The sequence below is a fragment of the Paenibacillus sp. FSL R7-0272 genome, from assembly GCF_037969905.1.
In the GTDB taxonomy this organism is placed as follows: domain Bacteria; phylum Bacillota; class Bacilli; order Paenibacillales; family Paenibacillaceae; genus Paenibacillus; species Paenibacillus polysaccharolyticus.
The window spans coordinates 3,588,658-3,602,566 of record NZ_CP150221.1 but is presented as its reverse complement, the minus strand read 5'-3'; the positions used below and the strand labels follow the sequence as shown (position 1 = coordinate 3,602,566).

The 13,909-nt window shown below is 47.1% G+C and carries 11 protein-coding genes; all 11 read left to right on the top strand.

The genetic code is table 11. From position 1 onward, the window contains the following. Window positions 1-33: 33 nt before the first annotated feature. Window positions 34-411 (top strand): hydroxyisourate hydrolase, encoded by a 378-nt coding sequence (uraH, locus tag MKY23_RS15860; RefSeq protein ID WP_339830736.1) that lies wholly within the window; start codon window positions 34-36, stop codon window positions 409-411. A 32-nt stretch (window positions 412-443) separates the two neighbouring features. Then, entirely contained in the window at window positions 444-1,769 is a 1,326-nt protein-coding gene (locus MKY23_RS15855; protein ID WP_090924823.1) for a 5'-deoxyadenosine deaminase, read from the top strand. A 41-nt stretch (window positions 1,770-1,810) separates the two neighbouring features. Then, on the top strand, window positions 1,811-2,953 hold the full coding sequence (locus tag MKY23_RS15850) for an XdhC family protein (protein WP_339830733.1): 1,143 nt from the start codon (window positions 1,811-1,813) through the stop codon (window positions 2,951-2,953). Further along, the gene (locus MKY23_RS15845; RefSeq protein WP_090924825.1) at window positions 2,895-3,545 is read left to right on the top strand and encodes a nucleotidyltransferase family protein; all 651 of its coding nucleotides are present in this window, start codon (window positions 2,895-2,897) and stop codon (window positions 3,543-3,545) included. The genes MKY23_RS15850 and MKY23_RS15845 overlap by 59 nt, the downstream gene beginning before the upstream one ends. Before the next feature lie 77 nt (window positions 3,546-3,622). Continuing rightward, window positions 3,623-4,573 carry an FAD binding domain-containing protein gene (locus tag MKY23_RS15840; RefSeq protein WP_154890375.1) on the top strand — a complete coding sequence of 317 codons (951 nt, stop codon included), beginning with the start codon at window positions 3,623-3,625 and terminating at the stop codon, window positions 4,571-4,573. Between the two features lie 65 nt (window positions 4,574-4,638). Next, window positions 4,639-6,954 carry a xanthine dehydrogenase subunit D gene (gene pucD / locus MKY23_RS15835; RefSeq protein ID WP_339830730.1) on the top strand — a complete coding sequence of 772 codons (2,316 nt, stop codon included), beginning with the start codon at window positions 4,639-4,641 and terminating at the stop codon, window positions 6,952-6,954. Continuing rightward, the gene (locus MKY23_RS15830) at window positions 6,951-7,523 is read left to right on the top strand and encodes a (2Fe-2S)-binding protein (RefSeq protein ID WP_339830728.1); all 573 of its coding nucleotides are present in this window, start codon (window positions 6,951-6,953) and stop codon (window positions 7,521-7,523) included. Before pucD ends, MKY23_RS15830 begins: the two co-directional genes overlap by 4 nt. Before the next feature lie 131 nt (window positions 7,524-7,654). Next, window positions 7,655-8,050 carry a hypothetical protein gene (locus MKY23_RS15825; RefSeq protein ID WP_154890372.1) on the top strand — a complete coding sequence of 132 codons (396 nt, stop codon included), beginning with the start codon at window positions 7,655-7,657 and terminating at the stop codon, window positions 8,048-8,050. Window positions 8,051-8,322: 272 nt separating this feature from the next. Further along, entirely contained in the window at window positions 8,323-10,671 is a 2,349-nt protein-coding gene (locus MKY23_RS15820) for a glycosyl hydrolase (protein ID WP_339830724.1), read from the top strand. A 756-nt stretch (window positions 10,672-11,427) separates the two neighbouring features. Beyond that, on the top strand, window positions 11,428-12,513 hold the full coding sequence (gene glpX / locus MKY23_RS15815; RefSeq protein WP_154890371.1) for a class II fructose-bisphosphatase: 1,086 nt from the start codon (window positions 11,428-11,430) through the stop codon (window positions 12,511-12,513). Window positions 12,514-12,763: 250 nt separating this feature from the next. Further along, window positions 12,764-13,831 carry a LacI family DNA-binding transcriptional regulator gene (locus tag MKY23_RS15810; protein WP_154890370.1) on the top strand — a complete coding sequence of 356 codons (1,068 nt, stop codon included), beginning with the start codon at window positions 12,764-12,766 and terminating at the stop codon, window positions 13,829-13,831. Window positions 13,832-13,909 lie beyond the last annotated feature (78 nt).

Below are 13,909 nucleotides of genomic sequence, written 5' to 3'. Positions count from 1 at the left end.
AAAGGATAAACATAGATCGAAGGTGAATGCCTGATGCAGCCGAATGCTGGCCGGATTACTACACATGTACTGGATACATCTAAGGGTGCTCCTGCTGTAGGAGTGAGAATTGAACTCTATTTTATAAAATGGTCAGGAAACGAGTGGAATGCCCTGAAGATGGCAGAATCATTGACCAATTCGGATGGACGTTTGAATGAACCTCTGCTTCACGAAGGAAAGCTGGAAGTGGGCGAATATGAACTGCGTTTTGATGTGAAACCCTATTTTGCACAAGATGCTCAAACGGATATGACACATGTGTTGTGGACCGAAGTCCCTATTCGTTTTGCCGTAAGAGATACCGGGGGCCATTATCATATCCCTTTGTTGATAGCACCGGGGGGATACAGCACGTACCGGGGAAGCTGAAGATAAGACAGGACGGGATAGGGGAGATGGGGATGGGAACGATTCTACTCAAAGGCGCGCAATTGGTCACGATGAATACAGAAGAGGAAGTATTTACGGGAGATCTTCTCATCGAAGATAACAAAATCAAAGACATGGCGGTGCATATCGATGAGAACTTGGCAGATCAAGTCATTGATGCGCGAGGGAAGGTGTTGCTGCCGGGGTTTATCCAGACCCACATCCATCTCTGCCAGACGTTGTTTCGTGGACGTGCAGACGATATGGAACTGATGGATTGGCTTCGCAAGCGAATCTGGCCGTTAGAAGCGGCACATGATGAAGAATCGGTGTATTACTCTGCAATGCTCGGACTGGGCGAATTGATCTCTAGCGGCACAACGACCATTCTGGATATGGAGACGGTGAATCATACGGAATCGGCTTTTCAAGCGATGGCCCAGAGTGGAATCCGGGTCATCTCAGGTAAGGTGATGATGGATCATGGTGATGAGGTTCCTGAGCCTCTGCGTGAGAATACGGCGGATTCGCTGCAGCAGAGTGTTGATTTGTTAGAAAAATGGAACGGATTCGGTGGAGGCCGCATTCAATATGCGTTTTGTCCAAGGTTTGTTGTATCCTGCACAGAACAATTGCTTACGGAAGTACGTGACCTCTCGAATAAATATCACGTCAAAGTGCACACCCATGCTTCCGAGAATCGTGGAGAGATTGAACTGGTTGAACACGAGAGAGGTATGCGGAACATCGTCTATCTTGATCACATTGGCCTGGCTACTCCCAGATTGGTTCTTGCGCATTGTGTGTGGCTGAGTGAAGAAGAGAAGGAGATTATTCGTAAACGTGGTGTCAAAGTAACCCATTGTCCCGGATCTAATATGAAACTTTCCTCCGGAATTGCCGACATCCCCGACCTTTTGAACAGACAAATTGCAGTGGGGATCGGTGCAGACGGTGCGCCATGTAATAACAATCTGGATATGTTTCAGGAGATGCGTATGACAGCACTGATCCAGAAGGTGCCGCACGGGCCGACGGTGATGGATGCCAGAACCGTGTTACACATGGCAACGATGGGCGGGGCGGAAGTGTTGGGGCTATCCAGAGAGATTGGCAGTCTTGAAGTCGGCAAAAAGGCAGATATGATCCTGCTGGACCTTGATGATTTTCATACGTACCCGTCCTATGAGACCGACATTTACTCCCGTATCGTTTATTCGGCTACTCGTAGCTGTGTGGAAACGGTCATCATTGATGGAAGTATCGTGCTGAACAATCGTAAAATACAAACTATTGACCGCAGCATCGTATTACGAGAGTCAGATAAATGCATTGCACGGCTAATGAAACGGTTATAACAGAAACGTTGAAAGGCAAATAGTAAAGAGGGGGCGGCCCTATGGAGATGCATGATCTGTGTGCCATTGCCCTTCGTGAAACCCGGAGTGTACTTGCTACTGCGATTAAAGTGGAGGGGCATGCCTATCGCAAACAAGGGGTTTCTATGCTAATAACGGAGGACGGCAGGATGTACGGCAGTATCAGTCCGGGTTGTCTGGAGAGTGACCTGCAAGCCAGGGTGAGGCGCGTGCTGGAGACGCAACAACTTGAGCTGGCTTCCTACGATATGAGGCCTGAAGACGACTTGTCCTGGGGCGAAACGATTGGCTGCGGAGGCCTTGTAGTTGTTCTGCTTGAGCCGATCTGTGGCCAGCTACATGACATGATAATGCAGATGCAACAATGTTTGGATGCGGCTTTAGCGGTTTCTCTTCTCCGGTCTTTTGATGAGGATTACACTAATGTTACGTATCGTTGCTCGAAGATCGAGTCAGTCAAGTCAGCCGAGCTAGGACAAGAGCGATATTTAACTGCCAATGAACAACCTGATTGTTCCGAAAATGATTTGTCGTTGTCCTGTCCTCCTGATCTGGAGGTTAGGAATAGCTCTTGGAATAATTCTTGGAATCTTCCTCAACACTTCACTTCGATATATACGCCCAAACCACGTTTGATTATCATTGGCGCCGGAAATGATGTTGTACCGGTTGCCAGACTATCTCAATCCGCTGGCTTCCGTACCGTTATCACAGATTGGAGAGAATCCTTGTGTACGCCAGAACGATTTCCAGATGCGGAACTCGTGCACGGTTTTCCTCAGGAAGTTTTTCCACAATTGAGCATCAATGAACATGACTATCTCATCCTAATGAGTCATCAATTCCCCCGTGAACGAGAATGGATAGCGTTATTAGACAACACCAACTATGCATATCTCGGCATTATGGGTTCACGTACCCGAACAGCTCGTTTGTTCGACGGGATGCCACCATTACATCACGTGCATAGTCCAGTTGGATTGTCCATTGGTGCAGATGGGCCAGAGGAGATCGCGATCAGTATTGTTGCAGAGTTGATTACGGTAAGACGTAAGGGAACGGCTGTTAAATCTGCGTTAGTAACCGAAAAAAGGAGCGGTGCTTATGCAAACGACAGGTATCGTTCTGGCGGCTGGCAAGAGCAGCAGACTTGGGCGAGATAAACTATCGGTTATGATGCCGGATGGAAGAGCACTGGCGGCATGGACACTGGAAGCCGCTCTGAATTCCCGGTTGGATCACATCATCTGTGTGGTCAAACCAGAGGATAGTCTTGAATGGTTACCTTCCAAATGGCACAAGGCATTCTCTTACACATATAATCCCGACAAAAGATTGCGTATGGTATTATGTAACGATTTTGCTGGTGGTATGGCAAACTCCATTCGTTGCGGTATATTGACGGCGATGGAATACAAGCCGAAGGGGGTCCTGATGCTGATGGCAGACCAGCCCCTTATAACGACAGAGAATATTAATCATGTCACCGCAGTACTGGATTCTAATCCGCTGTCTGATTATGTTGCGGGTACGGACAATGAGGGGAGTAAACCCCCGGTTGCTTTTCGCTCACATATGTTCGGCCCGCTTCTGTCCCTACACGGAGATGAAGGGGCACGCAAAATGCTCCGAAACCCTAAATACCAAGGTGTACAGGTGTCTTTAGGGCGAGAGAGTTTCTGGGACGCTGATACGGAGTTGCAAGTGCAACAGATTCTGAAATATGCAGAAGAACGGTTGTGGAGGGAAGCCTGAAATCAACGCGACTCTGTACGAACACAGCAAGACGATTGGGAAGGTAGAGGAAACGGAGAAATAAAGGAGGGAGAGCCATGGTACTGCCGGGATACGGCTCAGGTGCACAGCCCTCGGTGTGGCAGCCAGATACGTTACAAGAACTACAAAATATTAGGGAACAGATTGAAGGAACACGGTGTTACGTTGCTGGAGGCACGTTATTGCGAACACAATGGGAGGCTTCATCAAAGGTTTTACCAGAACATTTGGTTAGTTTGGCTTGCATTCCCGAGATCAGTGGAATCTCGATGCAAGGAGATGAGATTGTGATTGGAGCCATGACCCGATTGAGGGAATGTGCAACAGATTCTTTGCTAAGCCGGTTTCCTATTTTGCATCAGGCTATCTTGGCTATAGCTGCCCCTTCTGTTCGAAATCTGGCGACGATTGGCGGGAATATTGCTTCCGGGATAGGGGATACATTACCGGCGCTACTTGTGTATGATGCTGAGCTTCACTTCCTGACCTGTCGTGGTATGAAGACACAGCACGTGGCATTATGGCTTGAAAATGGACGTGATAACAAGCTGAACGCAGATGATGTATTAATCTCCATTCATATTCCGTTCAGGAACGCTACAGTAAATCTATCGTCCTCTGATCCAGAGCAATACGTATACGAGACCGAGCAATCCATGCCTGAACGAAATCATCAAATCTCCTTCTATCGTAAATTAGGCCGAAGAGAGGCATTTACTGCCTCGCTTGTCACGGTAGCTTTTCACGGGGAGATTAATCCGGAGGACGGACGATGGACACAGGTTGCGATAGCTACTGGTGGCGGCTCGGGTATAGCGGTGAGGTTAACCGAAACGGAGCACTGGCTTCGATCGGGAAAAGCAGATGCTTCTCAAGCCGCCGGGCTTGCCACCCAGGCTGTTGCTGAATTTGTATCCTATACGGATGCTTTCGCCACTGAACTCTACAGGAGACAGTCAGCCGGAAATATGCTTGGGGCCGGACTTTGGCAGGCTTTTCATCCATAGGCAACTAAGCCATCTACAATTCAGAACTGGACTTAAAAAAGGAGCTACGAAAGGGGAGGAACACCATGTTGCTTAACCGGAAACAGAGTGGAAATCGCTGGCATCTGCGGCCGGATGGCCCTCCTAAGGTCACGGGACAATTGCAGTATCTAACGGATATGTCCTTGCCTAACATGGTCTATGGGAAAGTACTGCGAAGTGCTTATCCTTATGCACGGTTGCTGTCGGTTGATACATCGGAAGCGGAAGCCATGGAGGGTGTATATGCGGTGTTAACGGCCAAAGACGTACCTGGACTCAACCGTTTTGGTATTGCGACCCCGGATCAGCCCGTCTTCTGTGAAGATGTTGTTCGTTATGTAGGCGATGCGATTGCCGCGGTTGCGGCTGACTCACCTGAACGAGCCTTGCTCGCCATAGAAGCTATTCGTGTAAAGTATGAGGAGATTGAGCCACTGGATAGCATGGCTGCCGCACTGGCTCCTGGGGCGCCTGAACTGCATCCACATGGTCCAGGCAATGTGCTGCATCGTACAGAGATCAAACGCGGAGATGCCCAGCAAGCTTTTGATTCTTGTGCACATATCGTAACTGAGACTTATTATACGCCACGACAAATGCATGCATATATGGAGACAGAGGGAGGGCTGTTTGCACCTGACGAGATGGGTCGTCTTCATGTCTATGCGGCAACACAGCATGGGTATAAGGATCGTATGCAACTCGCACGTATTATTGGCTGCCCGGAAGAAGACATTCGGGTGGTATCTTCACCTATTGGCGGTTCGTTTGGCGGAAAGGATGAATTGAACGTGCAACCTTATGGTGCACTGCTCGCGTTAAAATGTGGCCGCCCTGTTAAAATGCATAACTCGCGTAAAGAATCCGTTCGGGTTGGTTTGAAGCGTCATCCGATGAAGATCGAGATGCAAACGGGGATAAGCCGTGAGGGGATTTTGCAGGCACATTGGGTTCGTATTACGGCAGATACCGGTGCATATGCAACGCTTGGAGCACCCGTATTAAACTTCTGTACCGAGCATTGTATGGGGCCGTATATGATTCCGCATGTGGATGTAGAAGGGGTATCTGTGTATACAAACAATGGATTATCGGGGGAGTTTCGCGGATTCGGAGGCAATCAGGCGATCTTTGCAATGGAAGGTCAGATGGATCGTTTGGCACAGCTCATAGATATGGACCCCTGGGAGTTTCGGCGGCGTAATCTGAGGCAGAAGCATGATCCCGGTCCCTTGAACCAGCGTATTCTGCCCACGGATGGACTATATCAAGTATGGGAGGCCCTGGACCGCTCGGAACTATGGCAGAAGCATCTTTATCCTCGGGTGGATGCGTCACTTCCTCCATGGATCAAACGAGGAGTAGGTGCGGCCATCGCGATGCATGGCGCCGGGCTTGGTTACGGCATTCCGGATCCGGCTGGTGGACGCTTGTCGCTGAATGCGGAGGGCAAGATTGAAGTGGCCTTCAGCTACGAGGAATTCGGGCAAGGTCTTGTGGCCACGCTGGAGATCATGCTCTGTGATCTGTTCCAGTGCCAACCATCGGACCTGAGTATTGTTATTGGGGATACAGACCGTGTGCCCCATAGTGGATCGAGTACGGCTTCTCGTTCCACCACGATGGCCTGGATGGCTTTGCAACGCTTGCAGCACCCGTTCCGTGCAAAGCTACTTAAAGTTGCATCACAGTTTTCTGGGATTTCGGCAGAGCAACTCATGACAGGACGTGAGGGAATATGGATAAAATCACAGGATTCCTCTTCAACCTCTGCCCCCCGCTTAGTCGTCGCTTATACGGATCTTGTAAAGCAGGGTGGAGCGCAGGAATGGATTTTTGACACCACTTTTCATTACCCCACGACGCCTGACAATGTGATGGGCGGTCATTACCTTTACACGTATGCCGCAGTTGCTGCAGAGGTGGAGGTCAATACGCTGACGGGCGAAACCAAACTTTTGGATACAAGGCATATTGTAGCCGCAGGACCAGTTATCAATCCGATGGGTTATATAGGGCAGATTGAAGGTGGCAGTGTAATGGCACTTGGATTTACGTTAACCGAGGATGCCGTCATGGAGCAGAGCCGCTACGTTACGGCGAATCTGGACACGTATTTAATTCCGACGATCAAGGATATTCACTCGAATTTGGAAGTAGAGGCAATTGAAGATTTACCGGAAGGAGATGAATTCGGACCCAGAGGCATTGGCGAGATTGGTTCCGTTGCACTTGCACCTGCGATTACTGCAGCTATTCATCAGGCAACAGGCGTATGGGTAACTCAGCTCCCCGTGCCGCGCGAGCAACTCAGTCAGGGGATAAATGTTCTTTTGCCAGAAGGAGTGAAGCCATCATGAAGAATCAGCCTCTTGAACAGACATGGAGTGCTAGAGTGAATGGGCAATTAAAAGAACTGTCCGTTTCTCCTGAAACACGACTTGTCGATATCCTTCGGAATCGCTTAGAGCTGACGGGAACGAAGGTTTCTTGTGAGGTCGGACGATGCGGTGCATGTATGATTCTCATGAATGGAGAGCCGGTTAATGCCTGTCTCGTGATGGCGTATCAAAGTGAGGGAAGCGACATTACAACCATTGAAGGACTTCATGGTGAGAAAGAGGGAGAGCTGCATCCCATTCAACAAGCCTTCGTGGAAGAAGGCGGGTTTCAGTGTGGATACTGCACTCCAGGGATGATTATTTCAACCAAGGCTTTGCTGGACGCATGTCCAAATCCTTCTCTGGAGCAGATTGAAACCGGATTATGTGGTAATCTCTGTCGCTGTACAGGCTATGGCGGGATTATACGCGCGGTAAACAAGGCAAGTGAGCGTTGCGCAGTTAAAGGAACGGTTGGAACAGTGGTAAATGAAAATGTAAACAGATCAGCGGTTAACTTTGTACAAACAGATGGTGCTGAAACCTGATGATCTGAAGCAGGAGCAAGATTTAATTTTTGTACAAAATTATGGTAATATTAAGAATAATAGAGAATTTCCTGCGAGTGGAGATCAAGTGCTGCCCGTGGAAAGTTCTTATTTTTTTGTGTGGGGGGATTATGATGAAGAAAAAGCATTTGTTTCTGGGAACCGTGTTAAGTCTGCTTGTGATCATGTTGCTTGCAAATTACATTGAGAATAATGAGGCCGTCGTAAATACGAGCCAGGTGGTCGAAAGTTATGGGGAAGATCGCGAAACGTACAAAGCAACCGTAACGTTTGATATGTTTCCAGCGAAAAAAGCAAGCAACGTAAAAGTTATGGTTGTATACCCTAACGATACGATCGAATATCATGATGTGTCGTCACCTGATGGTCACTACCTTTTGGACATAACGAAAAACGTGGAAGAGTTCGCCTTGGACAAAAGTAAAGGCACATCACCCGAATTCCTGATTACTTGGATATCAGGGGATAAAAAAAGAATAAGCTATGTTTCTTCAAGTGTCAGATGAATGAAAGATGAATGAAGAGCTTAGTTACATAAGCATGACTAGATTGTGAAAAACATAGTGTTTTTAAATGTAAATTTAAGCGTTTTCGGAATGTGAGTTTGTAAAGTTTTATTGGGATAGAATAATTATTTTTTCTTGATACATATAGTGATGACTGATCTATATAACCATATATTTACAATTTTATCCACTCATGATATGTTTACATATGAAAGCGCCATCATGATTGGGGTTATGCACATTTCGCTCTCACATTTCAGATGGAAAGGGAGATGGCAATGAAGGTCCGAATGGAGATGGGAACGAAGAATGGATGGAGGGAGAGGATTCAAAAAGCATTGGCAATCATGCTGGTCAGTACCTTGTTGTTGGGTATGCTGGCATTGCCTGCACCTGCGCAAGCGGATGCCCCGCTACTTACGATTGAAGGTGAAGATGCACAATTAACCTCGGATTTGCAAGTGGTAACTCAGATTTACGGACAGCCGAAGCCAGGTTACTCGGGAAGCGGATTTGTCTGGATGCAGGGATCGGGAACGATCACATTAGATGTAACTGTTCCCGAAACGGGGATGTACAGTATTTCCACCCGTTATATGCAGGAGCTTAGTATGGACGGCAGACTTCAATACTTGGCAGTGAACGGGGTAACGAAAGGTTCTTACATGCTTCCCTATACGACAACATGGTCGGATTATGATTTTGGTTTTCACAAATTAAACAAGGGAAGCAACACAATTCAACTGAAGGCTGGTTGGGGTTATGCATATTTTGATACGTTCACGGTGGACTATGCCGATCTTGATCCATTGAATGTGCAGCCTGTGCTCACGGATTCTCAGGCTACACCAGAAACGCAGCTTTTAATGAATTATTTAACGGAGGTATACGGACACAAGATCATATCGGGACAACAGGAGATCTATGGAGGAGGGAATGACGGGAATTCTGAGCTGGAGTTTGAGTGGATACATGATCTGACGGGTAAATATCCGGCTATCCGGGGATTTGATTTTATGAACTACAACCCGCTGTATGGCTGGGAAGATGGTACAACTGATCGATTGATCGATTGGGTGAATAACCGCGGAGGCATTGCAACCGCATCTTGGCATATCAATGTGCCGCGTAACTTTACTACGTATCAGCTTGGCGATTTTGTCGATTGGAAAGAGGCGACCTACAAACCAACCGAAACGAATTTTGATACCGCAAAAGCTGTCATTCCAGGTACGAAGGAGTATCAGTATGTGATGATGACGATTGAAGACCTGGCGGAGCAACTGCAGATATTACAGGATAATGATGTGCCGGTTATTTTCCGTCCTTACCATGAAGCAGAAGGAAACGGCGGATTGAACGGAGAGGGAGCTTGGTTCTGGTGGGCTTCTGCTGGAGCAGATGTGTATAAAAAACTGTGGGATATGATCTACACCGAGCTGACCGAAACGTATGACCTGCATAACCTGATCTGGACTTACAACAGCTACGTTTACAGTACTTCACCAGCTTGGTATCCGGGGGATGATCAGGTAGATCTTGTGGGCTTTGACAAATACAATACGATCTACAATCGTTACGATGGATTATCCGGTGTGCCTAACGAGGATGCCATCACGTCCACATTTTATCAGCTGGTGAACTTGACCAATGGCAAAAAAATGGTGGCAATGACAGAGAACGATACTGTTCCAAGCGTGAAAAATCTGACAGAGGAAAAAGCGGGCTGGCTTTATTTCCTTCCGTGGTACGGCGAGCATCTGATGAGCGAAGCGTTCAACTATGCTGCCACATTAAAAACGCTCTATCAAAGCGATTATGTCATTACTCTGGATGAGTTGCCGGATCTGAAGGCGAACCAGCCCAATCCGAGTGCGGTCATCTCACCCGAAAGTGCGACCTTTGATAAGGAAACAAGTCATGCGCAGGATATTACGATTTCACTCACCTTGAACGGACATCAGCTTACGGGCATTTCTAGGGGAGGGGTGAATCTGGCTTCCGGCCAGCATTATACGGCGTCTGAATCAACAGTGGTACTGAAGCAAGCCTATCTTACAACACTACCTCTCGGGCAAACGAGTCTGACTTTTCATTTCGATCAGGGTAAAGATGCCGTTCTTAAATTGAATGTAGTCGACAGTTCCGTTGTTGTTGTAACACCCGACAGCAAGCTAACGATTCAGGCGTATAACGGCAATACGAGTGCTTCAACGAACGGGATCGCTCCCAAGTTCAAGCTGATTAATTCCGGGAATACGGCTATTCATCTCAGTGATGTAAAGGTGCGGTACTATTATACGATTGATGGTGAGCAAGCACAGACCTTCTGGTCCGATTGGGCAAGTGTAGGAAGTGCCAACGTTACCAGTACCTTCGTCAAGCTGGACACACCAGTAACTGGTGCTGACTATTATGTTGAACTGGGGTTCACTAGTAACGCCGGAGTGCTGAATCCGGGTGAAAGTGCAGAGATACAGGCTCGGTTTTCTAAAAATAACTGGTCTAATTACAATCAGTCCGATGATTATTCCTTCATGGCAACGGGGAATCAATATGCTAATCACAGCAAAGTAACCGGGTACGTAAGTGATCAGTTGGTATGGGGTGTGGAACCTTAATCGAAAACAAGCAAGACCGGGTCAGTTTCTTGTTGAACTGATCCGGTCTTGTTTTATTATGTGTAGGGAAGGAGGCGTATGGATAAAACCAGAAGCTGAAGGGAGTTATGTTTTTATTTTAGGAAGCAATACTTATGGTAGTAAATGTAATTTGTAAGGGTGTAAGGATAGATTTGTAATCATAATAATTATTATGTAAACTTATATTTTTCGATATCCTTTATAGATGACATCTATGGTATTAGGGAATGCTAAAGTCCTGATTAATACTAAAATTCACTCTTTTATGAACTGGATTCAGACACAGAAGAGACCCTCCATTGCAGTGAACAAATTCCATTTTATTTGAAACTTTTATACACCAGATTGTTTCCCGAAAATCGTTTTCGATTCTACTGAAAATGAGCAGGTCAATCATCTGACCTATTGGCTCAAATGACAGTCAGAGCTAGGGTTACAACACTCCATAAGTGTAGAATAGCAACACTAATCTCCTAAGGATACAGGAGAGAAGAAAACGATAATTAAAATTGGGAAAAATATTAATGTTTTAATACAAAAAAAGGAAGCTATACGCGCTATAAGCCTACCCCTAAATCAAGTTAAATTAACCTGTCTAATAAATAGAAAAATAAGGGAAATGCCAGAGAAAAGCTGATGCTACGCTATTTATAGATTGATTTGATATGGATTTGCGATAGATTTTCAGATGACCTTCACGTTATGCTGTGGGAAATCAGAAAGGAAGTGGCAACCATGGAACGCGAACTGGCGTTGGAAATTGTCCGAGTAACAGAATTGGCGGCTTTAGCTTCAGCTCCTTGGATGGGAAGAGGCGACAAGAATAGTGCAGACGAAGCGGCTACTTTGGCCATGCGTGCCATGTTCGATTCCGTGTCCATTCGAGGCACGGTCGTGATTGGGGAAGGGGAGATGGATGAAGCCCCAATGTTGTACATCGGTGAAGAAGTCGGGAATGCGGAGGGACCGGAGGTTGACGTCGCTGTTGATCCTTTGGAAGGTACAGACATTGTTGCTAAAGGGCTGAACAATGCACTATCGGTCATTGCGGTGGCGGGAAAAGGAAATCTGCTTCACGCTCCGGACATGTATATGGAGAAGCTGGCCGTTGGTCCTGCCCTGGTAGGCAAAGTATGCATTGAAGATCCGATTGAGGTGACCTTGGAAAAAGCGGCTGTTGCTCTAAATAAAAATATCTCCGATCTCACGGTCATGATCCTTGATCGAGTAAGGCATGAGAGCACGATTAAAACGCTTCGCAAAGTTGGCGTGCGGATCAAATTCCTTAGTGACGGCGACGTTGCGGGAGCGATGGCTCCAGCTTTCCCTGAAGCGGGTATTGACCTGTATGTTGGATCAGGTGGTGCCCCTGAAGGCGTGCTGGCTGCAGCAGCCTTGTCCTGCCTCGGAGGCGAGATTCAAGGCCGTTTGATGCCAGCCAATGCAGATGAATTCCAGCGTTGCTTGCAGATGGGCATTGATAACCCTTACAAAGTGTTGACGATGGAAGACATGATCGGTACAGAGGACGTTATTTTTGCCGCAACGGGAGTAACGCCTGGTGAGATTCTTGGCGGCGTGCGTTATCTTGCAGATGACCGGGCGGAGACAGATTCGATTGTCATGCGTGCCAAAACGAAAACCATTCGTTTTATTCGTTCTCTGCATTTCCTGCCGAACAAAGAGGTATTGCATAAGGTTCGTAAGCTTCAGGCTTCCTCCGAGCCATCAGATCGCATGATCCGGAAATTGACTAAAGAGATGGAACAGGCTGAATTCAGTCAGTCTGCCAAAGAAGCAAGCGTAAGTACAAATGGTTAAAATGTTTACTTCATCTATATATTAAAATCATAGTACGTATATATTAAGTTCATAGAACAAATCTGTGCGCTACATTATTGACAAGTAAGAATGAGGAAAAAAGGTGAATCCTGAATTCCTCATTCTTTTTGTTGTTTTTGCATTGACAACGATTACATAGCATGAGAAAATGTACGCGCGTACATAAATGAATGTTCTCGATCATTTTTTGATTTTTACGTGCACATTTCATCTGAAGGAGGTGACGGACATGGCTTCTCGCAGAGAAGTCGCTGAGCTTGCGGGGGTTTCCGAAGCGACGGTGTCCAGAGTTTTAAATGGTGTTGGACCCATCAGGGAAGAGACTCGCCGCAGGGTACTTGAAGCATCCGAGCGGCTAGGCTATGTACCGAGTGCACTTGCTCGTAGCTTCGCCAGAAGTAAGAGCGGCAATTTGGGCGTTGTGTTGCCATATGTTCCTAAGGCACATCTGTTTTCAGCCTATTTTTTCTCGGAAATGTTAAGTGGTATCGGAAGCAAAGCGAGAGATAACGGCCTTGATCTGCTGGTCATGTTTCAAACCGCAGGTGAGGTTATGAATTATACCGATTTGTTCCGTAGACAGAAAATTGATGCCTGTATCATTCTTGGTGCGAGACATGATCAGGATGAGCTGGCGGCCATGCAGCAACTGGATCGGGAAGGGCATCCGTTCTGCGTTATGAATCAGCATTTTGCGAATGAGTCATTCATGGAAGTGGATGCTGATCATGTAGAGGGAAGCAGGCTTGCTATACGTCATCTTACCGATCAGGGACATCGTAGAATCGCCTTTTTGAATGGACCCGACAGCTATTCGAACAGTCAGGATCGATTGGAGGGCGTGCGATTGGGGCTGCATGAAGCGGGCATGGAGCTGGATTCTAGTCTGTTATTTGAAGGCAACTACAGCAGGCGGAGTGGCATTGAGGCGTCAGCCTCTATAGCTGATCGTTTGCATGAGATTGATGCCGTGTTCGCAGCGAATGATCGGATGGCCATTGGTGTAATGCATGGCTTGCGGGAACGAGGAGTACGTACTCAGGATTTCCCGGCATTTGTTGGTTATGATGACTCGGATGCGGCCGAGATGGCTGTTCCCGCGCTGAGCAGCGTCAGGGTTCCCTTTTTCGAGATGGGGGAGCTTGCTGTGTCCAAGCTGATGCAAGGTACGAGTGGCATAGCTGATGCAAGAGATTCGAAAGGGTATCATTCTACAGTATCTTTTGACTCGTTACGAACCCTTTTACCCACAGAATTGATTATTCGTGCTTCTTCCAACCGTCATGTTGAAGAGTAGAGCCAAGCAGATCCGTTAGTTACCTTCTATGAAATGGTACTTTCATTCTATACCCATGTTTTTTCATTCTATTAAGGG

Coding starts and splice junctions, on each gene's coding strand:
- MKY23_RS15840 (WP_154890375.1), top strand. CDS start 3,623: ATGGTACTGCCGGGATACGGCTCAGGTGCACAGCCCTCGGTGTGGCAG.
- MKY23_RS15825 (WP_154890372.1), top strand. CDS start 7,655: ATGATGAAGAAAAAGCATTTGTTTCTGGGAACCGTGTTAAGTCTGCTT.
- uraH (WP_339830736.1), top strand. CDS start 34: ATGCAGCCGAATGCTGGCCGGATTACTACACATGTACTGGATACATCT.
- MKY23_RS15845 (WP_090924825.1), top strand. CDS start 2,895: ATGCAAACGACAGGTATCGTTCTGGCGGCTGGCAAGAGCAGCAGACTT.
- glpX (WP_154890371.1), top strand. CDS start 11,428: ATGGAACGCGAACTGGCGTTGGAAATTGTCCGAGTAACAGAATTGGCG.
- MKY23_RS15810 (WP_154890370.1), top strand. CDS start 12,764: ATGGCTTCTCGCAGAGAAGTCGCTGAGCTTGCGGGGGTTTCCGAAGCG.
- MKY23_RS15820 (WP_339830724.1), top strand. CDS start 8,323: ATGGCAATGAAGGTCCGAATGGAGATGGGAACGAAGAATGGATGGAGG.
- MKY23_RS15855 (WP_090924823.1), top strand. CDS start 444: ATGGGAACGATTCTACTCAAAGGCGCGCAATTGGTCACGATGAATACA.
- MKY23_RS15830 (WP_339830728.1), top strand. CDS start 6,951: ATGAAGAATCAGCCTCTTGAACAGACATGGAGTGCTAGAGTGAATGGG.
- pucD (WP_339830730.1), top strand. CDS start 4,639: ATGTTGCTTAACCGGAAACAGAGTGGAAATCGCTGGCATCTGCGGCCG.
- MKY23_RS15850 (WP_339830733.1), top strand. CDS start 1,811: ATGGAGATGCATGATCTGTGTGCCATTGCCCTTCGTGAAACCCGGAGT.